The following is a 21,019-nucleotide window of genomic DNA, read 5'->3' as shown; positions in this document are numbered from 1 at the left end:
TCGCTATGGAAAGCTGGCGGGTAAGGGAAGAGCGGAGACAGGTGATACTCGAATACATGCCTGATACAATTGACCTATAACGGATTCATTCATTGATCGAGAAAGAAAAAACCATCGCCCATCATACTTGGGCGGTGGTCTTTTCATTGCCTGGACCCTATTTGTCCATTAACTTCTTTCATAATATCTTCAAGAGATGTGACAATTCCTTTATCGTCCTTATAGCTAATGTGCTTAGGCTGAAAATGGAGAGGCGATTCTAAACCAGCTGCGGCTGAGATCCGAAATAATCCTTTTCTAAGGGTTACAAGAAAGTTAACCACACGGTATTTCTTTTCATCGATGACAAGTGCTTTTTGCAATTCCGGATCAGTGGTGGCTACCCCGACAGGACAAGCATTGGAATGGCATTTCATCGTCTGTATACATCCTATCGCAATCATGAAACCCCGGGCTATGTTAACAAGATCTGCTCCCATGGCTAGAGCGATCGCAATTCTATCAGGCGTGAACAATTTACCGGAGGCGATGATTTTGACCCTATCACGGACTCCGTATTTTTCCAGTGTCGATACTAAAATCGGTAAAGCGGATTTTATCGGCAATCCTACGCTATCGATCAACTCCTGATAAGAAGCACCGGTTCCTCCTTCACCGCCATCCAATGTAATGAAATCCGGACCTTTCCCGGTTTCTTTCATGTAGCTAGCAAGCTCTTCAACACTGTCAGTTCCGCCGATTACCATTTTGATGCCGACCGGGATTCCTGTATGGTCCCTGATTTTTTCGATAAAATCGCACATGGATTTTACGTCATCGTATTGGTGAAACCGATTCGGACTATCAATTGCCTTGTACGGAACGACCTTACGGATTTCAGCGATTTCCGGATTCACTTTTTCAGCATCGATATGCCCTCCGCGAGTTTTGGCGCCTTGGGCCAATTTGATTTCAAATGCTTTGATTTCGGGTATTTCACTTTTTCTCTTTAATTCATCCCAATCCATTTCGCCGGTACTATCCCGAACCCCAAACATGGCTGGACCAATTTGCATGATGATATCGACGCCGCCGATTAAATGGTAAGGAGATAGTCCGCCTTCACCTGTATTCATCCAGGTGCCTTTTGCTGCAGCCAATCCCTCAGAAAGCGCAGTGATTGCGTTCTTCCCCAAAGAGCCATAGCTCATGGCGGACATTCCGATAAGACCTTTTAGCCGAAAGGGATTCTTAGTGTTTGGGCCGATGATTACGGCATCCTCATCATCCAATAAGAATGCAGAGGAAGCTTCATCTTCCCATTTTTCTTCTCGTTGTGAGAAAAGCGGGTCTTTCAATAGAATGTATCTTTTTGTCGTCACTTTGGTTTCACGATCATATTTTTCTTCTTCGGCCAATTTTGGAAACATGCTATTTTTAACAAAGAAGCCTTCCTCATCAAAATCCCGCTTTGAACCAAAACCTATGACATCCCGTAAATATTTTGAACTTTTCACCATATGTTCATAGTCATCGCGGGAAAAGGGTTTTCCTTCGTTATCACTGTTAAACCAATATTGCCGCATCTCAGGTCCGATTTTTTCCAGAAAGTATCGTATTCTCCCAAGCACGGGGTAATTTCTTAAAATTGCATGGTGCTTCTGCATGCGATCAAAGAAAATCATATAAATTAATAGTAAAACCAAAATGATGATAATGATGAAAATAACGGTAAATCCAAGGATAATTAATACATTTGCGATGCCACTCATTCAATCCCTCCTGATATGCAAAAAAATCATGTATTTTTAATCTACTCGGTAATTCGATCAATTATACAAAATTCCAATGCAAGCTTTTATAGGATTGAACGAAAAAAATTAAATAGGCATTATCGTTCTCACAATATCTTTCAACTTCTCCTTTTCGATTGGCTTACCCAAATGGCTAACTGCAAAGTTATGGCATCATGCAGCACTTGTGGATTATATCCGGTAATTTCCTTGATTTTTTTTAATCGATATATAAGGGAATTACGATGGATATACATTCTTTTGGCACATTCCCCGATATTTAAGTTACTAAGGAAAAATTGATGCAGTGTCTCAATCAACTTCTCAGATAAGTTGCCTAGAATTCTTTCCTGAAATTGCTGTTTCGTCCGCTCATCTATCCTTTCCAACAGAGCTTTTGTTTCCACATCAGTATATCTAGATAAAGCTTGTTTTGCTTCACCTAGTAAAAGTGCTGTTTCAGCTTCGCGGAAAGAGTGGACGATGGATGATTCCTTATCCACGATAGAGCCCAAACCGATTCGTATAACGAAGTCTTTTGCTTTTAATTGTTTGATGGCTGAATCCAGTCTTTTCTCAATGTTATTTCCGCTAAGCGCCGTAGTGAGAATGAAAACCCGATTCACACTCAGGAACCCAACAAGGGCATACTGGGAACTAAAAACAGATTCAGTCATCTGAATCAGCTCATTCTTATTTAACGGATTTAATTTCATTTCCATTACCCCCACTTGATAGGGAGGTTCTAATTTCATTCCAATCAGTTCAAGTCTCTGATCAATCGAATGCTGATTGATATCTTCCTTTAATAAGTCTTCAAATACCAATTCTTTCAAGTGTTGTTTCCATTCGAGTTGTTCCGCCATAAAAGCTTGATGAAGCATCATTTCCGTTATCATTTTCACCAATTCGCCGAATTCCAAAAGTTCAGTCGGATCTCCGGTGATCCCAATGACACCTATAATTCCATTTTGAAAATTAATCGGCAAATTAATTCCAGGAAGGACACCTACCCATTGATGACGATCATTTTCGGGAATGATTAACGGCTTTCCCGTTTTCAGTACTTCCCATGCTCCTAAATGCAATTGGTCGATGCGTTCATGATTTCCGGAAGCGATGATGATTCCTTTATCATCCATAATATTAATGTTTCTGTTAAGTCTATTGGTGGTTTGTTTGACAATTTCCATTGCAATTTCTTGGGTCAGCATTCAAGTCATCCTTCTAGAGTTTTTTTATTTGCTAACAGAATGGTGATCATATTTTATGCAAACAAGCTATGATTTTTCATGTAAAGGGGGATCGTCGATAGTTTAAGCCTTTAGCTATCTTATATTTTATGAAAATAGGAAAATAACAGAAAACTTTTCAGACAGATTATTTTTTCTGTATAGTATAACCAAAAAAATCCAATATGTCATACTTATTTTCGTTTAGAATGAACGATGATTAAAATATTTCCGAAGATTATAATTAATTGATATAAAAATATATTCAAAGGGGAACTGAGCATGAAAATTGTTATTGCACCAGATTCCTATAAAGGAAGTTTATCAGCAACAGAAGCTTCAAAGGCTATTGAGCGAGGAATCAGGAAGGCACTGCCGGATGCGGAGACAGTACTGGTTCCTGCGGCGGATGGCGGGGAAGGCACGATGGATAGTCTTGTAGCAGCTACAAATGGTCGAAAAGTTGAAGTGACCGTTAAAGGACCTTTACTTGAAGATGTTCAGGCAGCATATGCAATCTTGGGCGATCAAAAAACTTGTGTGATTGAAATGGCTAGTGCATCTGGTCTCTGCCTTATCGATCTAGCTGAGTTGAACCCATTGATCACTACTTCATACGGTACAGGGGAGCTTATTCAAAAGGCATTGAATGATGGCTGTCGAAAGTTCATTTTAGCGATTGGTGGAAGCGCTACCAACGATGGCGGTGTCGGTATGCTCCAGGCTTTGGGGATGAAGGTGTTTGATGAAGAAGGTAAAACTCTGGGATACGGAGGTGCCGAATTATCACGGATATCAAGCATTAATACGGAGGATTTTGATTCCAGAATAGCGGATTCCGAATTTTTGATTGCCTCGGATGTCCAAAATCCGTTAGTCGGTCCTGATGGGGCATCAAGGGTATTCGGACCTCAAAAAGGGGCGACTTCTGACATGGTTGAAATGCTTGATAAGGCTTTATCATCATGGGCTGATTTGGTGGAAATCAAAACAGGCATACACTTGCATGATAAAGCAGGTGCTGGTGCTGCAGGAGGAATTGGAGGTGCATTTCAAGCCTTTTTCCGTGCAGAAACAAAAAGGGGCATCGATGTTGTCATGGAGTATACGAAACTGGGTGAAAAATTGTCCGGTGCCGATTGTGTCTTTACCGGTGAGGGCCAAATCGATTACCAGACTGCTTCAGGCAAAACACCCATGGGAGTTGCACAAGAAGCCAAAAAGCATGGTATTCCGGTATTTGTTTTGGCTGGATCGATCGGAACAGGTATTGAAGTTTTATATGACCACGGAATAACGAGTGTTCATAGTTTGGTGAACGCTCCCATGCCTTTAAAGGAAGCAATGGAAAGAGGAGCTGAATTGTTGGAAGTTTCAGCCGAACAAGTAATGCGGGCTTTTTTGGCAGCGATCAAAAATAGGGGGTAATCTTATGTTATTTATTGTTTTGGCCATCGGCGTGTTCTTAATTGTTTTTTCGACAACTAAATTCAAGCTGCATCCGTTCTTATCGCTTCTATTAGGCACTTTATTTGTGGGTTTTGCTTCTGGAATGCCTCTGGATCAGATTGTTGAGAATATCAACGGCGGTTTTGGCGGATTGATGACAAGCATTGGACTTGTAATCGTTTTCGGTACAATAATCGGGACCATTTTGGAAAAGGCCGGTGCCGCATTAAGAATGGCCGAAGTTGTATTGAGGATTGTCGGCCCTAAAAGACCGCAGCTTGCCATGAGTATGATTGGCTTTATCGTATCCATACCCGTTTTTTGCGATTCAGGTTTCGTTATTTTATCGAGCTTAAGAAAAGCGTTGGCAAGACGCGCAAAAGTAGCAGTTGCTTCCATGTCAGTTGCACTTGCAACTGGTTTGTATGCAACACATACACTTGTACCTCCAACTCCAGGGCCAATTGCGGCAGCCGGAAATATCGGAGCGGACGGATACTTGGGGACTGTCATTTTGATAGGTCTTATTACGGCCATACCAGCTGCACTTGCTGGTTATATATGGTCAATGAAAGTAGCGACCAAGATAGAAGTTGAAGATGACCGAAGTGACCTGGATTACAATTATGATGAAATTGTTCGTTCATTCGGCAAGATGCCTTCTGCCTTACAATCATTTTTACCGATCGTTTTACCGATTGTCCTGATTGGAGCCAGTTCTGTATTAACGCTCTTTGGAACGGAAGGGGGGATTGCCGCATTTTTCGTATTCTTGGGCCAGCCGGTCATCGCATTGCTCGTAGGAGTAATTTCCGCTTTAACATTGCTGCCTAAGTATGATGAAGAAACATTAACAAACTGGATAGGAGCTGCCTTATTAGATGCTGCGCCAATTTTATTGATCACCGGGGCGGGCGGAGCATTTGGTACCGTCATTAAAAATACGGGGATTGCAGACATCATCCAAAGTTGGGATATGGGCAGCATCTTTAGCGGTTCCTTGTTCCTGTTGGTCCCGTTCCTAATTGCTGCTGGGTTGAAAACGGCTCAGGGTTCTTCGACAGCATCACTGGTCATCACTTCATCTTTGATTGCCCCCATGCTTCCAACGTTGGGTATTGAAGGGGCTGTTCCTCTTGCATTGGTAGTCATGGCTGTTGGAGCAGGTGCGATGACAGTAAGTCATGTAAATGATAGCTTCTTCTGGGTGGTCACCCAATTTAGCGGGATGAAAGTGACGGATGCCTATAAAGCTCAAACAATGGCAACCTTAATACAAGGAGTGGTCACGATTATCACGACGATGATATTGTGGGTCATTCTTGTGTAATATGAATATTGGAAAAACGGAGAGGCGTGACCCGCTTCTCTTTTTTATGCTTTAAATAAAATATATTTTCATTTTTATGGTGTTGTAAGAACTAAAATAGTGTATGATGCATAGTATAAGGTATGGTGTACGTCACATAGTATAGAGAAGGGGTGATTGGATGAGCACTTTACTGAATTCATTAACCACTGAGCTGCGCAGAGGCACTTTGACTTTAGCTGTCTTAAGTCAGCTAAAAACTCCGCAGTATGGGTACTCGCTTGTCCAGCGTTTAGAGAAGTCTGGAATTACCATTGATCAAAGTACTTTATATCCTTTGCTTCGCCGCCTGGAAAAACAAGAATTGGTGACCAGCAGCTGGGATACTTCTGAAAGTAGACCGCGCAAGTACTATTCTTTAAGTGATTATGGGGGAGAAATCTTCACGCAGTTAAAGGAAGAATGGGGAAAAACTTCTCAAGAGCTTTATATATTATTAAAAGGAGAGGGAGAAGATGGAGCTGATTGAACTTTATATTCAGGAAGTGACCCGAAGGCTGCCAGAAAAAAACCGGGCGGATATTGCGCTTGAGCTTCAATCCATAATCGAAGATATGCTTCCGGATGATCATACGGAGCAAGACGTGAAAGCGGTACTTTTAAAATTAGGAGATCCGGTTACACTGGCAAGTGGTTATCGTGATCGGCCAATGCATCTGATCGGACCTCGTTATTATGATGTTTATATCAGTCTGTTGAAGATGATTTTACCAATCGCTGCAGTCATTTCACTGATCGCATTAGTAGGGGACAATCCGTTTCGGGATGCGGGGAATACGGTTATGGAAGCAATTTTAAAAATAATCGGGAAAGGAATTTCAAGTATCATCAGTACAGGTATCCAAGTGTTTTTCTGGTTAACGCTTTCATTTGCCATTTTAGAACGCTTGGACACTTCAAAAGACCAGTCGCCCGTAACAAAAGACTTGAAACCATGGACACCGGAAAACTTAAAAGATATTCCGAACATTTCAAAGATAAAAGCGGTCCCTATGATCGAGGTTTTTGCAAGTTTGTTAGGCCTTTCCGTATTTGCAGCCCTTTATTTCAATGCAGCAAACCTGTTAGGCGTCTATGAAAAAAGAAATGGCAGTCTCATTTTCGTGACACCTTCTTTTAATCAAGATGTATTGAATTCCTATTGGCTGCTGGTATCTTGCGTCATTATCATTGGGGTGCTCTTAGCGATATATAAATTATTTTTAGGTCGATGGACCCTGAAATTAGCTTTTTTTCATGCCATATACCAGCTGTTGTACACTCTGGCCTTCATCATCATCATTAGTAATCCTGATTTATTGAACCCGGAATTCCTTGCATACCAAAGAACACTATTCTCAATCGATGAATGGAAAAGCTCGATATACTGGGGTCTCATACTCCTCTCCATCATTTTTGCCGCCTACGATACCTATCAAGGCTTCCGAAAGGCAAAAATCCGTTAAGGCACAGCATCCTAGCTGTGTTTTTTTTTGAATGTTTTGTGAAGTGAAAGGTGAGCTGATACAAGCCAGAAAGATTATTTCTCAAGATATAATGGTCAACAAAAAAACACCTCATATGTCATATAGTTTTTAACTAACTATACAGCATATGAGGCGTTACATTTAAACCAATGTTTTATTGAACTGCATCGAACTGATTGACTTTCCAAGTAGATCCGGACTTATAAAAGGTCACCGTTCTTTTTACTGACTCACCGTCGACTGTAGGTACTGTTAAATTGTATGACCTAACGTTTTGTTTTTGATAGACTAATTTAATTTTTGCTTTTTTCCACTCTAACATGCTAAAGCCGTCTCCGACTGGACGGGCTAATTTCCCTTTATGGGTAATGTAATTATATTTAGTCAGCCCTTTTTCAACTGCATTATTAGTAAATGTCTCTGCTAAGTAGGCAGTCAATTTATCTTTTGTATTAAACTCTTGGCAAAGGTATGAATACTCTGTCCCTTTATAATTGAAAGTTTTTTGTGAACATGAACGGGTTTTGTATCCATATAAAGCACTCCAAAAATGTTTGCTGGCATTATCGGCTATCTTTAATGCATTTGCGTCAGACAATGATGTCGTTTTTGCGGTAACCGGACCACTTAATGTGAAAAATAAAATGATAATGGATAATAACATACCTAAAAGTTTTTTCATATCATATCTCCCCAATCCTTAATAGGATACTTATGTAACGAAAGTTTAATAAATATTACAATTGTTACATTTATATTACAACATGTTTGGCATAAGTAAAAGAGAAATCTTGTAAATTTTTAAATAAATTTTAGGTTTTATTACATATTCATAATTTGTTCACTATATTCTTTTTGAAAGGGCGTTCACAGATTTGCAATAGAATGAGGTTACATACTTCCTATTCCACCAACTGACCTTTTTAAAACCAAGAAGTGAATACTTTCAACGGACAAGTTCATTCATTATATTTTCATTAATAACAAGATATGTTCAAATAACCCGAATTACCCGGGCAGAGCCCGAAAAAAATAAAATATAATGGTTTGACAAACTTTCTAATTCTACCGTATTATAAATTATATACTTGAATACATTCTCCAAAGGGGAGTAGCTTTTACAACAATGTCGTCATTACGGAGCTCTTTGCTCTCGGTGTTGTTGGCAGCATATTGTTGTTAGCCAGACCTTACCTATTGGTAAAGGTCTATTTTGTTTTAGTAAACCTTTACCAAAGTGGTAAAGGTTTTTTTGTAGTCCCCTTAAGGAAATGTATAAACATGTAGGTTTTAATAGAAAAACAAATAAATATAAATGGAGTGTATTCTTTGATACTTAGAAAATCTTTGCTACTTTTAGGAATAGGTTCTGCACAAATAGATTTAATCCTTCCGAAAAATACGTATAAATCCGGTGAATGCATAAATGGATATTTTTTGATTAAGGGTGGTACCCTTGCGCAAAGAATAAGAAGGATTGAATGTGATTTGATCATGGATACTCATTCTACGGGAATGGAAGAGATCCTTAAAACGAGCACCATTTTGTCTACAAGGGAGATAAATTCAGGGGAAAGCAACGAAATTCCTTTCAACTTTTGTCTGCCTATATTGAAGGAGCCTTATAAGCGAGGGGTATCCTATCGCCTTAAAACGAGACTTATCCTTGATAAAGGGATAATCGGAAAGGATGATGACTGGATTTTAATCGAATCTGAATAAACGTGAAAATGGAGGTGAAAACATGAATATCTTGAAACTTTCTGAGCTTGCTGTGGATTACTGGGAAGAATTTTTATTATTGAGGCTTTTCATTTTGGCTATACTGTTATTGGCTGTTTATTATATTTTGAATAAACTGGTTGAATGGTTTTTTAGAAGATCCAATTTTTTCGACGAGGAAGTCGAAAAAACAATACAGGGGGTTACTCGTTCTTCTCTTAGGTACGGTATATCCGGGCTTTTCCTTATATATTTGATTGGACAGTTTATAGACCTAAAAGGAATTTTAGCTGGAGCTGGTATTTTAGGGGTCGTGATCGGATTTGCCGCTCAGCAAATGCTTAAGGATATCTTATTGGGATTTGTAAGGCTTTCGGATAATGAATTCCGAGTCGGGAATTTCGTGACATTCAACGGGACAAGTTCCGGGACGATTGAGGAAATCGGTATCCGGTTCATGCAGATCAGGGAATGGTCAGGAAAATTGCTGACCATCCCACATAGTGAAATCAGGACGATTCAAAATTTTAATAAAGGGAGAATGCGAATCATTGAACGCATTACAGTAAGTTACCAGGAAAATCCTGAAAAGGTAAAACGGCTGTTGGAGGATATATGTATTATCTGTAATGATAAGTATGGTGAAAGCCTTCTAAGGCTAGAAGATGGTACACCCGAAGAGGATTTTAGATACATAGGCATTACGGATTTAAATCCGAATCTAAAATATGTTGGATATGAACTATGCATAGTGGGACTTGTGAAACCTGATGATTACTTTGAAACATCGAGAAGCGTGAGGTTTGAAATGATGACTGCTTTACATGAACATCAAATTCTAATGCCATCTTCCCATTTGCTTGTACAGGGCAATCCTAATCAGGAACGTTTATTGGAAAACTGAAAAGAAGAAACACATTTGCTTGAGATAATCGGGAAAAGATCATGAAAAAATGATGGATAAGGTAACAAAGGGCAGAAGCCATATTCGGCTGCAGCCTTTTGAAACTTAAGGAATAAAAGGGCTTTCTTTTAAAGGAAGTCCATTTTTTATATTAGAAAAATAGAACAAACCCATCCAAAAAAATAGTTTTATTTTATTAATTTTTCCCTTGATTTATCAGATTAAATAAATTATTATGAAAATAACATAAAATGGAAGGGTGACCTTTAAACAATGATCATTTAATCCTATTTTTTAAGAAAAAATGCGTGCTTAAAACGAATTTTTTTCTGGATAGGATTAGTCTGTACATTAAAATACAAACAAAGATCATTGTGTCCTTCGATTGGGATATTTTTCCTTGTTATATTTGTATTGTACTGCCTCCTGTCCAGATATTTCACAGGAGGTTTTTATATTGGCGAATAACACATCTGAAACATTAAATAAAAAGGAACCTAACATTTTTAAAAATAGAGTATTCCAGGCCATTATCTTCTCAGGGCTGTTTTTACAAATAGGGATATGGGTACGGAATTTTGCCGTTTTGTTATTCGTCATGGAAAAGACAAATGGAGATGCCTTTGCCATTTCCATGATATCAGTAGCAGAATTCGCACCCATTTTTATTTTTTCATTTATTGGAGGCACATTTGCTGACCGCTGGAGTCCGAAAAAAACGATGGTTTGGTGTGATATTTTAAGTGCAATGTCTGTATTTGCTGTCCTTATCTCGCTAATCTTCGGCAGTTGGAAAATGGTTTTCTTCGCAACTTTAATTTCGGCGATACTTTCTCAATTTTCTCAGCCATCGGGCATGAAGCTATTTAAGATGCATTTGCCAGAAAGTCAAATCCAGACAGGGATGTCAGTTTATCAGACCGTTTTCGCAGTATTTATGGTTTTAGGTCCGATTCTTGGTACATTTGCCTTCCAATCTTTCGGGATCAACACCTCGATTGCGATTACTGGCCTGGCGTTTCTACTTTCAGCTGGCGCACTCGCCTTTCTTCCAAAAGATCGCAAACTGAATGAGGGGACAGCAAAAACAACATTATGGCAGGAAATGAAAAGCGGTGTGAACTACGTATTACGAAAAAAAGAACTAAGTTTGCTTGGTTTATGTTTTCTGGCTGCCGGGCTCGGACTGGGTTTCATTCAGCCGCTCTCGATATTCCTTGTTACAGAACAACTGGAACTGCCTAAGGAAAATCTCCAATGGTTATTTATGGTGAATGGGTTTGGTATGATTTTAGGCGGAGCCGGTGTAATGATCTTTGCCAAAAAGGTGGCACCTCAAAGATTATTAGCCTTCGGAATGCTTGTGAATGCCATAGGGTTGGCGGTAATGGGGCTTTCGACAAATCTTTGGATTACACTTACTGCCGAGTTCTTTAATGGGCTAATGCTTCCTTGTATCCAAATCGGGATCAATACATTGATATTGCAGAAGACCGAGGGAGAGTTCATCGGAAGGGTCAATGGAATCTTAAGCCCATTATTCACTGGATCGATGGTGTTGACCATGAGCGCGGCAGGCGTGCTGAAAGAGCAATTTTCACTCGTCGCCATATTTGAAACCGCCGCTTTCTTTTTTATTCTAGGAATGTTTTTCATATTGCCATTGTACAATCAGAAGGCCGAAACGAAACCTCTGGAAGTTCAATCGTAAGCATCTTGCGGTGTGCCAGCACCTAAATACAGCTACAACCATTAGAAAAGCAGCCAAAATTGGCTGCTTTTCTTTCTTTTTTCTTCATACTGTCATTGAAACTTACAAATTCTGGATTTATATTTATTTTAGGAGTACTGGTTAATACTAAAAATGAGCTTATTGTACTTATGCAAGTGAATAGCTTACAAAGGAGAAAAGTTAATGATCCTTAAAGACATATTGAAAGAAGCGATAAACGGGGATTTGCCGAAGGACGTTGAACATATATCCATAACAGGTGTAACCGATAACTCTAAAGAAATAAAAAAAGGATTCCTTTTTGTTGCCGTAACCGGATATAAGTCCGATGGCCATAATTACATCAATGATGCAATTCGCTTAGGGGCATCGGCTGTGATTGGCAATCGAGATATTAAGGGTTTGGAAGTTCCTTATTTAAGAGTGGAGAACAGCCGTAAAGCATTAGGACAAATCGCCAAAAGGTTTTATGGAGATCCCAGCAATCAAAAAATAATGATAGGAATTACGGGCACAAATGGAAAAACTACAACTAGCTATATGCTTCAGCAAATATTAGAAGAGAATGGAGTAACCTGTTCAGTCATTGGTACGATACAGCATATTATCAATGGGAACAAAGTCGATTCGCATAATACGACTCCAGGTACCATGGAATTGAATTCCTTGCTGGTTGAAAGTAGGGACATGGTTGTCATAATGGAAGTGTCTTCACATGGATTAGCTCAATACCGTTTAGAAGGAATTGAATTTGATTTCTGTGTCTTCACGAATTTGTATCATGACCATCTTGACTTCCACGGTACGATGGAGGATTATTTCCTGGCAAAATTACTGCTTTTTGAAAAATTAAAACCTAGTGGTCTTGCGGTTATTAATGGAGATGATTTCTGGGGGGGGAAACTGCAAGAATACTTAAGGGAGAAGAATGTCAGAGCCTTTGTTTTTGGAAAATCCAATCGCTGCGATTTAGCCATAACCAATTATAATACCGCAACGAACCCCTTTATTTTATTGAATGAGAATCATGACTTTGTGAAAATTGAGTTACCTTTACCTGGACTTCATAATTTATATAACGCAACAGCTGCCTATTCCGTAGCGAAGATGTTTCCAATTTCAAAACAGGAAATTCTCACTTCATTGAAACGATTTTCCGGTGTACCAGGAAGGTTTGAAATATATAAGAAAGCATCTGGGCCGACTATAGTCATCGATTATGCACATACTGCAGATGCCATTCATCACATGCTTCAAACGGCCAAAGAATGTGGGGCCAAAAAGATTTATCATATCTTTGGGTTTCGGGGTGGACGAGATACAACCAAAAGGGCTGAAATGGTTAAAGTATCTTCGGAACATAGTGATGTTTTGATTTTGACAATGGATGATCTGAATTCGGACGGGATGGAATCCACACTAAATAAACTGCTTAGCGATTACTCAGCTGGAAATGGGAAGGTTATTCCTGATCGTACCTTTGCTATCCAGGAGGCGTTACAAGCAGGAAAAGAAGGGGATTGGATTATCATTACAGGTAAAGGAATTGAGAGGTATGATCAAAAATTCGGACTGCCAACCATTTCTGACAAAGAAACGGTATTATATCTTCAAAATGAGGCCCAAGGGGATTTTATCGGTTATTTTGATCAATAGTTGATTATAACGAATCCAGCTTCCATCCATTCCATAGCCATAAGCGATTTTAAAATGGTGATTATTAACATTGTAACATGTGAGTAATTCAGGTATGATAATTATACAAGCTGCACTGTTCGTAATGATAATAAAGTTTTAACCTTTAAGCTGTAATAGGGAGTTTTATATTGAAACAGGAATGTTATGCCTCGTCACTGACTTGGACAACAGGATTTTTTCTGCAAACACCCACTTTGAGGAGTGGTGGTTTAAAACTTTCTTACTGAATACGGCATTGGCGGCTTATATCTTAAAATGTTAAAGCCGGTCTCGGTCTGAGGCCGGTTTTTTGCTTATTTAAAATTGCATACCGAAAAAAAGTATGTAACGCTTTGCCGTCTGAAAATTCCCAAACCATATTGTGCAATTACATATTTTTGTAAACATTCACTCTTGTTTTGTATAACGGTTGGCATAACTTGAAGCTACGAAAGCATCCGGTTTGATTTTTGGTTCCACCCCCATGGATTCCATCCTGGCTACCATTTCTTTTACAAACTCACTGGTTTTGTTTCGCTTTCCAACCCCGATATCAATGTGACCTTCCATTGTGAACGTCGCACCTTGATATACAGCAGGCAGGACAATATCGATTAATTGATTTTTTCTTTCTTCTGTAAACAGTGATACGATTTCCTCTGTTAACGACAACTCTTGAGAGATACGTTCATGTAAATGCAGCATCCTTCTAGGGATCATCACTTTTCTTATACAACCCCATACACCATTTCCGACCTGCCGTATTACGATGCCTGTAATGAAAACCGTATGTTTTTTATGTACTTGCGAATCTGTCCCGACCATTAATTGATAGTTACCGGAAGGATTTAATTCCATAAACTCAACAATATGAACGAATACCTCTTCAAAGGACATATCCTTTTTCTGAAGATTTTGAAATGGGATGTTCTGAAATGGATATTGCTTCATATTATTGTACCCAACCTTTCCCCGGATAGAATCAGATTATTAAATATCTCATACCGTTCATAACACATCATATGAAAGAGGTCCTTGTTTCGTGCCGTGGGAAGAACCCGCCTCTAAAGAAGAGGCAGTCATCATTTAAAGTTGATCTCGCTGAATGGATATCACCTCAAGTTTTATTTCTTCTATTTAAAAACAAAGGCTCTTTTCGTAAAGATTGTTGTTTTTAAAACGAAACTATTTAAGGTTGATTGGAGCGGAAGTGCGAGACTCCTGCGGGAGCAGCGGGACAGGTGAGACCCCACAGGCGTTTACGCCGAGGAGGCTCACCGCCCGCCCCGCGGAAAGCGAGCATCTGGAGGGGAAATCAACCACACCGCACTACTTAGTAAATAGCAACAAAGTATGCGAAAACAGCCTAAACAAAAAAGACTGTAGGTAAAAGGAGTTCTAACTTATGTTAAACAAAGTTGTTTGGGAGCGGGTGGCTGGAATGAATGAACGGACAAATATAAAACTGAAAAAAAACTCCATTATAGTCAGGTTTATCTACAGGCTGGAAGAGAAGCTTAAGCATTAGGCTTCTCTTTTTTTGTATGGAGAATATTTCAAAATGTTCTTGGAGTTTATTCCGGCCATAAATGAAAAGTTAAACAAGCATGTAACTTTACATCACCTAAGTAAACCACAATATCATGCGATTTTTATAAGAAAAAGGAAATGAATTTATTAAATTTTGACCAATACCTACTTTAAACAATTTAATAACTTACAAAAAAAGTGTGTGATGTTTTCTTACATAAACAAAGAAATCTTACTTTTATAAGAGTAAAATAAACGAATATTCAATTAATAAAGTATTGGAGAGATGAAAAATGAAAATATCTGAATTGAAAAAAAGCGGTCATGCTCCGTCATTATTAGCTTCATTCCTTTATTTTGATATCAGTTTTATGATTTGGGTATTATTAGGGGCACTCGGTGTCTATATTACAAAGGATTTCGGACTTTCCCCAGCTGAAAAAGGCTTGATTGTGGCTATTCCGATTTTGGGAGGCTCGTTTTTTCGAATCGTCCTTGGTTTTTTGACTGACCGCATCGGCCCGCGGAAAACCGCAATCGGCGGGATGCTTGTAACGATGATTCCACTTTTTTGGGGATGGTTATTCGGTGAAAGTTTAGCAGAGCTTTATTTAATAGGGATATTACTAGGGGTGGCAGGAGCAAGTTTTGCTGCAGCACTTCCTATGGCCAGTCGTTGGTATCCCCCGCATTTGCAGGGTCTTGCGATGGGCATTGCAGGTGCCGGTAACAGCGGAACTCTTTTTGCGACATTGTTCGGACCTCGTCTTGCAGAATCTCTTGGCTGGCATAATGTTATGGGATTAGCTTTGATTCCTTTAACCATCGTGTTTATCATTTATATTTTAATCGCAAAAGACGCGCCATCTCAACCGCCGGCAAAACCACTAAAGGAATATTTCAACGTATTTAAAATAACGGACACTTGGTATTTTTGTATTCTTTACAGTGTGACTTTTGGGGGCTTTGTCGGGTTCACTAGCTTTTTAAGCATCTTTTTTGTTGATGAGTATGGGTTAACACGAATAAGGGCGGGGGAATTCGTTACATTATGTGTCATCGCCGGAAGTTTCTTTCGTCCCGTCGGAGGATTTATTGCCGATAAAATAGGTGGAGTTAAACTGCTTATGTTTCTATTTATTGGACTCACTATATGTATGTTTGGGATTAGTTTTCTTTATTCTCTTACTGTCGTTACAATCCTTCTGTTCATCGGAATGCTATTTCTCGGTATGGGCAACGGAGCTGTCTTTCAGTTAGTTCCACAGCGATTTTCTAAAGAAATAGGTTTTATCACAGGGATTGTGGGAGCTGCCGGAGGTGTTGGCGGATTCTTGGTTCCAAACATACTAGGTACGTTGAAACAGATCACTGGCACATATGCTACAGGATTTTTAGTATTTTCCGCAGTTGGAATCGTGGCTTTGCTTATCCTGGGCCTAGCTCAGCTTTCATGGAGAAAAACGTGGGTACTCGGAAAGAATTCAGTTAAGATCTAGAACTTTGTTTACTTTGTTTGGCTTTTTACAGCACTTGTTTTTGGGGGGATAAAATGTATAAACAAAAACTGATCTTAGTAGGGAACGGAATGGCAGGATTACGTTGTGTTGAATCCATCATTAGTAAGGATCCGACTGCCTTTGAGATTACTATTTTCGGAAGTGAACCGCACGTTAACTATAACCGAATCTTATTGTCGACTGTGCTTCAAGGCAACACCTCTTTTGAAGATATTACGATAAATGATCGAAACTGGTATACGGAGAATAATATCCAATTGTTCACAGGTGAAACGGTCATAAAAATCGATAAAGAGACCAGGAAAGTAAAAACAGACAAAGAACGGGAAGTTTACTACGATAAGCTGATAATTGCCACAGGTTCTGTCCCGTTCATTCTTCCTGTCAAAGGTGTGGATAAAGAAGGCGTCATTGCATTTCGGACGATTGAAGATTGCCAAAAGATGATTGAAACTTCACGCAAACATAAAAAAGCAGTCGTCATCGGAGGCGGTTTGTTAGGTTTGGAAGCAGCGAGAGGGCTGTTAAACCTTGGTATGGAAGTGCATGTCGTTCATATCGCTGATTATTTAATGGAAAGGCAGCTCGATTCAACGGCATCACTTTTACTGCAAAAAGAGTTGGAAAACCAGGGAATGAACTTTCTTTTAAAAAAGGAAACACAGGAGTTAATCGGTAACGAGCGTGTAGAGCGCGTCCGTTTTAAAGATGGAACGGAGCTGGATGCAGATTTGGTCGTTATGGCTGCGGGAGTCAGGCCGAATATTCAATTGGCCAAAGAAAGCGGAATTGATACAAATCGTGCAATCATTGTAAATGACTATTTAGAAACCAGCATCCCAGATATTTATGCGGTTGGCGAATGTGCTGAACATCAAGGCATGGTTTATGGGCTTGTTAAACCTCTTTACGAACAAGGTGAAGTGCTGGCAAAGCATATTTGTGAGATGAAATGCAGCGGATACCAAGGCTCGGTCCTTTCGACCCAGTTGAAAATATCAGGAGTTGAGCTATTTTCTGTTGGTGATTTCCTTGGTGACGAAACAACGAAATCCATCACAACTTTTGATGAATTGGATAGTGTTTATAAAAAGTTGGTTTTTCAAGGAAGAAAAATCATAGGTGCTGTGCTTTATGGAGATACAAACAACAGCTCACGATTACTCGATATGATTGTAAAGCGGCAAGAAGTATCGTCAGAGGAAAGGCGTTCAATGTTCCAGTCACCAAATACGGCTGAGGGGTTAATCGCTTCGATGGCAAATCATGAAATCATTTGCCATTGTAATGCTGTTTCAAAGGGGGGAATCATTGAAGCGGTTCGAAATAAGGGGTTAACGACAGTGGAACAAGTTAAACAATGCACAAAGGCTTCCGGTTCTTGCGGCGGATGTAAGCCGGCAGTGACCGAGCTTTTGACCTATATTCAAAGTAATCTTACTACTCAGGATGAGAAACAAACTGCATTTTGCTCATGTACGAAATTAACGGAAGATGAAGTTGTGTATAAAATGCAGCTCCAAGACGTATCGACTGTCCAAGAAGCGATGGATGCTCTTGAATGGGAAAATACAAAAGGTTGTTCAACTTGCAGGCCTGCATTGAGCTATTATTTAGGGATGATTCATCCAGAGTACGAGATCAGACAGCAAACTCTTTTCATAAACGAAAAAAAGAATGCAACAGTTCAAAGTGATAACCGATACTCAGTTATCCCGCAAATGTACGGCGGGATGACGAATGCAAATGACTTGCGAAAAATTGCTAATGTTGCCGATAAATATGAAATATCCCAGGTTGCGATAACAAGTGAACAAAGGATTCATTTAATGGGGGTGAAAAAAGAAGATCTCCCAGGTGTGTGGGCTGATTTAGATATGCCGTTAAGTTCGAAATATGGTAACACCGTTCAAAACGTCAAAACATGTATAGGTGAACATGTTTGCTCTTGTGATAAACAGCAATCCCTATTACTTGCTGTAGATTTGGAAAAAAGATTGGAGCAAGTATCAACACCATACCGTATAAAGATGGGCATATCCGCTTGTATGCATAACGGTGCAGGATCAACAACGAAAGATATAGGTGTTATGGGCATTGACAGGGGCTGGGAAATATATGTGGGCGGAAGCAGCGGGCGTGATGCACGTGCAGGTGAACTATTATGTGTAGCCGGCACAAATGAAGAAGCCATTGAAATCATCATCGGCTTTATTCAATATTACCGGGAAACAGCCAACTATTTAGAACGGACTTGGCAATGGATTGAACGATTGGGTTTAATTCATGTTAGAGAAATATTGTTTGATGATGAACTTAATCAGCAACTATCTCAACGATTGGAACTGGCCTAGATCAGGGAGTGAACAAAGGGGAGAACTAGATGCAAGACATAGTAAGCGGTTAAATGTTTGTGCCATGAAAAATCCATAGAAATCCATGAGTAAAGGGTGAGGAGCCTTGACCGAATTATTATTAAAGTATTTCCGCACGAAGCAACAAGAGGTCCAATCAGAAAAACGATATGATACACAATGTCCATTTTGCAGCATGCAATGTAAGATGCAGCTGCTGGAACAAACAATAGTAACAAGAAAAAAGTATATGACGATTGGAAAAGATAATCCAACCTCAGAGGGGCGCTTATGCATTAAAGGAATGAATGCACATCAACATGCTTTGCATAAAGATCGAATTAAATACCCATTATTGAAAAAAAACGGGGAATTTGTTCGAATATCATGGGAGGAAGCATTAAGCCACATTAAGGAGAATTTCACTAAAATACAAGCAGAAGATGGTGTAAATGCATTATCTGTTTATGGGAGTGCATCCATTTCAAATGAAGAAGCCTATTTGCTTGGGAAGTTTGCAAGGGTGGCTTTAAAAACAAAGTATATAGATTATAATGGCCGTTTGTGCATGTCTGCAGCTGCTTCGGCAGCCAGCCAAACATTTGGTATCGACAGGGGCCTGACCAACAGCTTATCAGAGGTTCCGTTCACAAAGTGCATAATCTTGGCGGGTACGAATATTGCGGAATGCCAGCCGACAATCATGCCGTACTTTGAGCAAGCGAAACAAAATGGGGCATATATCATTGCTGTAGATCCCCGGGAAACCGCAACAACGAAAATGGCCGACTTATATCTAAAGGTGAAACCTGGGATGGATGCCGCCTTGGCAAACGGATTATTGAAAGTGATCATTGAAGAGGATCTTATTGATGAAGCGTTTATCCGGGAACGTGCAAATGGCTATAAAGAAGTTAAAGAGTATGTCACATCTTTAGAGTTGGAGGAAATTGCAGAAATGACAGGGGTTCCAAGTGAACAAATCCAAAAAGCGGCTGCCATGTTCGGGAAAGAAGAATCAGGAATGATTTTTACAGCAAGGGGAGTTGAGCAGCAAACAGATGGTTCGGCTGCTGTCCGTAATTTCCTTAATATTCTTATTGTTACAGGGAAAATTGGAAAAGTGAATTCGGGTTATGGAGCTATCACCGGACAGGGAAATGGGCAGGGAGCAAGGGAGCATGGCCAAAAGGCAGACCAGCTGCCGGGGTATCGCATGATTGAAAATGAGGAACATAGATTACATATTGCAAGTATATGGGGAATTGATGAGTCTGATTTGCCGCGTAAAGGTGTGTCGGCATACGAAATGATAGAGAAGATAAATGAAGGTGAAATTACCGGCATGTTTTTAATGTGTTCCAATCCAATTGTTTCAAATCCCAATGCTAACTTTGTCAAAAAGGCTTTGAAAAAATTAAAGTTTCTTGTCGCAGTAGATATGTTCGTTTCTGAAACTGCTAGATTGGCTGATTTGATTTTACCTACTTCGTCTTATTTAGAGGATGAAGGAACGATGACGAATTTGGAAGGGCGGGTAACGTTGCGGGAAGCAAGTTTTTCATCACCTGGGGAAGCGAAGCATGATTGGCAAATCATTTGTGATATAGCTAAAGCTCTTGGGAAAGGGGAGCATTTTCCCTTTCAATCTGCAAATGAGATATTTGAAGAACTAAGAGTGGCAAGCCGCGGGGGAACCGCCGATTATTATGGTATAACGTATGATCGCTTAAGAAAAGAAGGAGGCATTTTGTGGCCATGTCCATCCATTGACCATAAAGGGACAAAAAGGTTATTCGAATCGTCTTTTGCACACCCGGACGGGAAGGCGGCCATGGTTGTGGTTAATAACGTGCCTCATGTTCCAAAAGAAAAGCCATGTACGGAATTTCCGCTTTATTTAACAACAGGAAGAATCATGTCACACTATTTAACAGGAGTACAAACGAGAAAAAGCTCATCATTAGCCGCAAGAAATTTTGAATCATATATGGAAATCCATCCGGAAACAGCCAAGAAATATCATATTTCAGACAATACTTTGGTGAAAATTGAATCAAGGCGCGGAAGTATTGTTGTAAGAAGCAAATGGTCCGCAACGATTCGCCATGATACTATATTCGTTCCTTTTCATTGGGCAGACTCCCAAAATGTCAATCGCCTCGTTTCACAGGATTTAGACCCGACATGCAAAATGCCTGGGTTTAAAGTCAGCGCTGTAAAAGTACATCCTATATTAGAGTTAACGTCTCATTAAGGGGGGGGATCTTCCCCTTCACCATATTTTTTTGA

General features: G+C 39.7%; 16 protein-coding genes and 1 other RNA gene. 13 read left to right on the top strand and 4 right to left on the bottom strand.

Translation table 11 applies throughout. The features are described 5' to 3' along the window. Positions 1-143: 143 nt before the first annotated feature. The gene (locus AC2YHV_RS04085) at positions 144-1,751 is read right to left on the bottom strand and encodes an FMN-binding glutamate synthase family protein (RefSeq protein ID WP_057277607.1); all 1,608 of its coding nucleotides are present in this window, start codon (positions 1,749-1,751) and stop codon (positions 144-146) included. A gap of 140 nt (positions 1,752-1,891) precedes the next feature. Next, a complete protein-coding gene (locus AC2YHV_RS04080; RefSeq protein WP_098864529.1) occupies positions 1,892-2,986 on the bottom strand; it encodes a CdaR family transcriptional regulator in 1,095 nt (364 codons plus the stop codon). Between the two features lie 300 nt (positions 2,987-3,286). On the opposite strand from AC2YHV_RS04080, the gene AC2YHV_RS04075 reads away from it, so the two are divergent. The 4 genes from AC2YHV_RS04075 (at position 3,287) to AC2YHV_RS04060 (ending at position 7,267) form a co-directional block, all read left to right on the top strand. Continuing rightward, on the top strand, positions 3,287-4,432 hold the full coding sequence (locus tag AC2YHV_RS04075; RefSeq protein WP_487372649.1) for a glycerate kinase: 1,146 nt from the start codon (positions 3,287-3,289) through the stop codon (positions 4,430-4,432). A 4-nt stretch (positions 4,433-4,436) separates the two neighbouring features. Further along, positions 4,437-5,783 carry a GntP family permease gene (locus AC2YHV_RS04070; protein ID WP_487372648.1) on the top strand — a complete coding sequence of 449 codons (1,347 nt, stop codon included), beginning with the start codon at positions 4,437-4,439 and terminating at the stop codon, positions 5,781-5,783. A 160-nt stretch (positions 5,784-5,943) separates the two neighbouring features. Beyond that, positions 5,944-6,291 (top strand): PadR family transcriptional regulator, encoded by a 348-nt coding sequence (locus AC2YHV_RS04065; protein ID WP_487372647.1) that lies wholly within the window; start codon positions 5,944-5,946, stop codon positions 6,289-6,291. Further along, entirely contained in the window at positions 6,278-7,267 is a 990-nt protein-coding gene (locus AC2YHV_RS04060) for an HAAS signaling domain-containing protein (protein ID WP_487372646.1), read from the top strand. Before AC2YHV_RS04065 ends, AC2YHV_RS04060 begins: the two co-directional genes overlap by 14 nt. A 175-nt stretch (positions 7,268-7,442) precedes the next feature. Here AC2YHV_RS04060 and AC2YHV_RS04055 read toward each other — a convergent pair whose 3' ends face one another. Then, positions 7,443-7,970 (bottom strand): IseA DL-endopeptidase inhibitor family protein, encoded by a 528-nt coding sequence (locus AC2YHV_RS04055; RefSeq protein WP_283930766.1) that lies wholly within the window; start codon positions 7,968-7,970, stop codon positions 7,443-7,445. A gap of 647 nt (positions 7,971-8,617) precedes the next feature. On the opposite strand from AC2YHV_RS04055, the gene AC2YHV_RS04050 reads away from it, so the two are divergent. The 5 genes from AC2YHV_RS04050 (at position 8,618) to ssrS (ending at position 13,593) form a co-directional block, all read left to right on the top strand. Next, entirely contained in the window at positions 8,618-9,010 is a 393-nt protein-coding gene (locus tag AC2YHV_RS04050; protein ID WP_063576204.1) for a sporulation protein, read from the top strand. A gap of 22 nt (positions 9,011-9,032) precedes the next feature. After that, a complete protein-coding gene (locus AC2YHV_RS04045; RefSeq protein WP_098864525.1) occupies positions 9,033-9,914 on the top strand; it encodes a mechanosensitive ion channel family protein in 882 nt (293 codons plus the stop codon). 457 nt (positions 9,915-10,371) lie between these two features. After that, positions 10,372-11,625: an MFS transporter gene (locus AC2YHV_RS04040; protein WP_487372645.1), complete on the top strand. Its 1,254-nt coding sequence runs from the start codon at positions 10,372-10,374 to the stop codon at positions 11,623-11,625. Between the two features lie 204 nt (positions 11,626-11,829). Continuing rightward, positions 11,830-13,302, top strand: a complete 1,473-nt coding sequence (locus AC2YHV_RS04035; protein WP_487372644.1) for a UDP-N-acetylmuramoyl-L-alanyl-D-glutamate--2,6-diaminopimelate ligase — start codon at positions 11,830-11,832, stop codon at positions 13,300-13,302. Between the two features lie 104 nt (positions 13,303-13,406). Continuing rightward, a non-coding RNA gene (gene ssrS, locus AC2YHV_RS04030) (6S RNA) lies at positions 13,407-13,593 on the top strand. A gap of 138 nt (positions 13,594-13,731) precedes the next feature. Here ssrS and AC2YHV_RS04025 read toward each other — a convergent pair. Next, a complete protein-coding gene (locus AC2YHV_RS04025) occupies positions 13,732-14,274 on the bottom strand; it encodes a ribonuclease H-like YkuK family protein (RefSeq protein ID WP_034306780.1) in 543 nt (180 codons plus the stop codon). Positions 14,275-14,728: 454 nt separating this feature from the next. On the opposite strand from AC2YHV_RS04025, the gene AC2YHV_RS04020 reads away from it, so the two are divergent. The 4 genes from AC2YHV_RS04020 (at position 14,729) to nasC (ending at position 20,984) form a co-directional block, all read left to right on the top strand. After that, complete coding sequence (locus tag AC2YHV_RS04020) at positions 14,729-14,851, top strand: hypothetical protein (RefSeq protein ID WP_487372643.1); 123 nt, start codon at positions 14,729-14,731, stop codon at positions 14,849-14,851. Positions 14,852-15,146: 295 nt separating this feature from the next. Beyond that, positions 15,147-16,352: a nitrate/nitrite transporter gene (locus tag AC2YHV_RS04015; RefSeq protein WP_268564052.1), complete on the top strand. Its 1,206-nt coding sequence runs from the start codon at positions 15,147-15,149 to the stop codon at positions 16,350-16,352. Between the two features lie 53 nt (positions 16,353-16,405). Continuing rightward, positions 16,406-18,727 (top strand): nitrite reductase large subunit NirB, encoded by a 2,322-nt coding sequence (gene nirB, locus AC2YHV_RS04010; protein WP_487372642.1) that lies wholly within the window; start codon positions 16,406-16,408, stop codon positions 18,725-18,727. 106 nt (positions 18,728-18,833) lie between these two features. Continuing rightward, positions 18,834-20,984 carry an assimilatory nitrate reductase catalytic subunit NasC gene (nasC, locus tag AC2YHV_RS04005; protein ID WP_487372641.1) on the top strand — a complete coding sequence of 717 codons (2,151 nt, stop codon included), beginning with the start codon at positions 18,834-18,836 and terminating at the stop codon, positions 20,982-20,984. Positions 20,985-21,019 lie beyond the last annotated feature (35 nt).

This window comes from Peribacillus sp. SRI_006 (assembly GCF_057586375.1).
This window is presented reverse-complemented; position numbering and strand designations above follow the sequence as displayed.

Coding starts and splice junctions, on each gene's coding strand:
- AC2YHV_RS04085 (WP_057277607.1), bottom strand. CDS start 1,751: ATGAGTGGCATCGCAAATGTATTAATTATCCTTGGATTTACCGTTATT.
- AC2YHV_RS04080 (WP_098864529.1), bottom strand. CDS start 2,986: ATGCTGACCCAAGAAATTGCAATGGAAATTGTCAAACAAACCACCAAT.
- AC2YHV_RS04075 (WP_487372649.1), top strand. CDS start 3,287: ATGAAAATTGTTATTGCACCAGATTCCTATAAAGGAAGTTTATCAGCA.
- AC2YHV_RS04070 (WP_487372648.1), top strand. CDS start 4,437: ATGTTATTTATTGTTTTGGCCATCGGCGTGTTCTTAATTGTTTTTTCG.
- AC2YHV_RS04065 (WP_487372647.1), top strand. CDS start 5,944: ATGAGCACTTTACTGAATTCATTAACCACTGAGCTGCGCAGAGGCACT.
- AC2YHV_RS04060 (WP_487372646.1), top strand. CDS start 6,278: ATGGAGCTGATTGAACTTTATATTCAGGAAGTGACCCGAAGGCTGCCA.
- AC2YHV_RS04055 (WP_283930766.1), bottom strand. CDS start 7,970: ATGAAAAAACTTTTAGGTATGTTATTATCCATTATCATTTTATTTTTC.
- AC2YHV_RS04045 (WP_098864525.1), top strand. CDS start 9,033: ATGAATATCTTGAAACTTTCTGAGCTTGCTGTGGATTACTGGGAAGAA.
- AC2YHV_RS04035 (WP_487372644.1), top strand. CDS start 11,830: ATGATCCTTAAAGACATATTGAAAGAAGCGATAAACGGGGATTTGCCG.
- AC2YHV_RS04025 (WP_034306780.1), bottom strand. CDS start 14,274: ATGAAGCAATATCCATTTCAGAACATCCCATTTCAAAATCTTCAGAAA.
- AC2YHV_RS04020 (WP_487372643.1), top strand. CDS start 14,729: ATGTTAAACAAAGTTGTTTGGGAGCGGGTGGCTGGAATGAATGAACGG.
- AC2YHV_RS04015 (WP_268564052.1), top strand. CDS start 15,147: ATGAAAATATCTGAATTGAAAAAAAGCGGTCATGCTCCGTCATTATTA.
- nirB (WP_487372642.1), top strand. CDS start 16,406: ATGTATAAACAAAAACTGATCTTAGTAGGGAACGGAATGGCAGGATTA.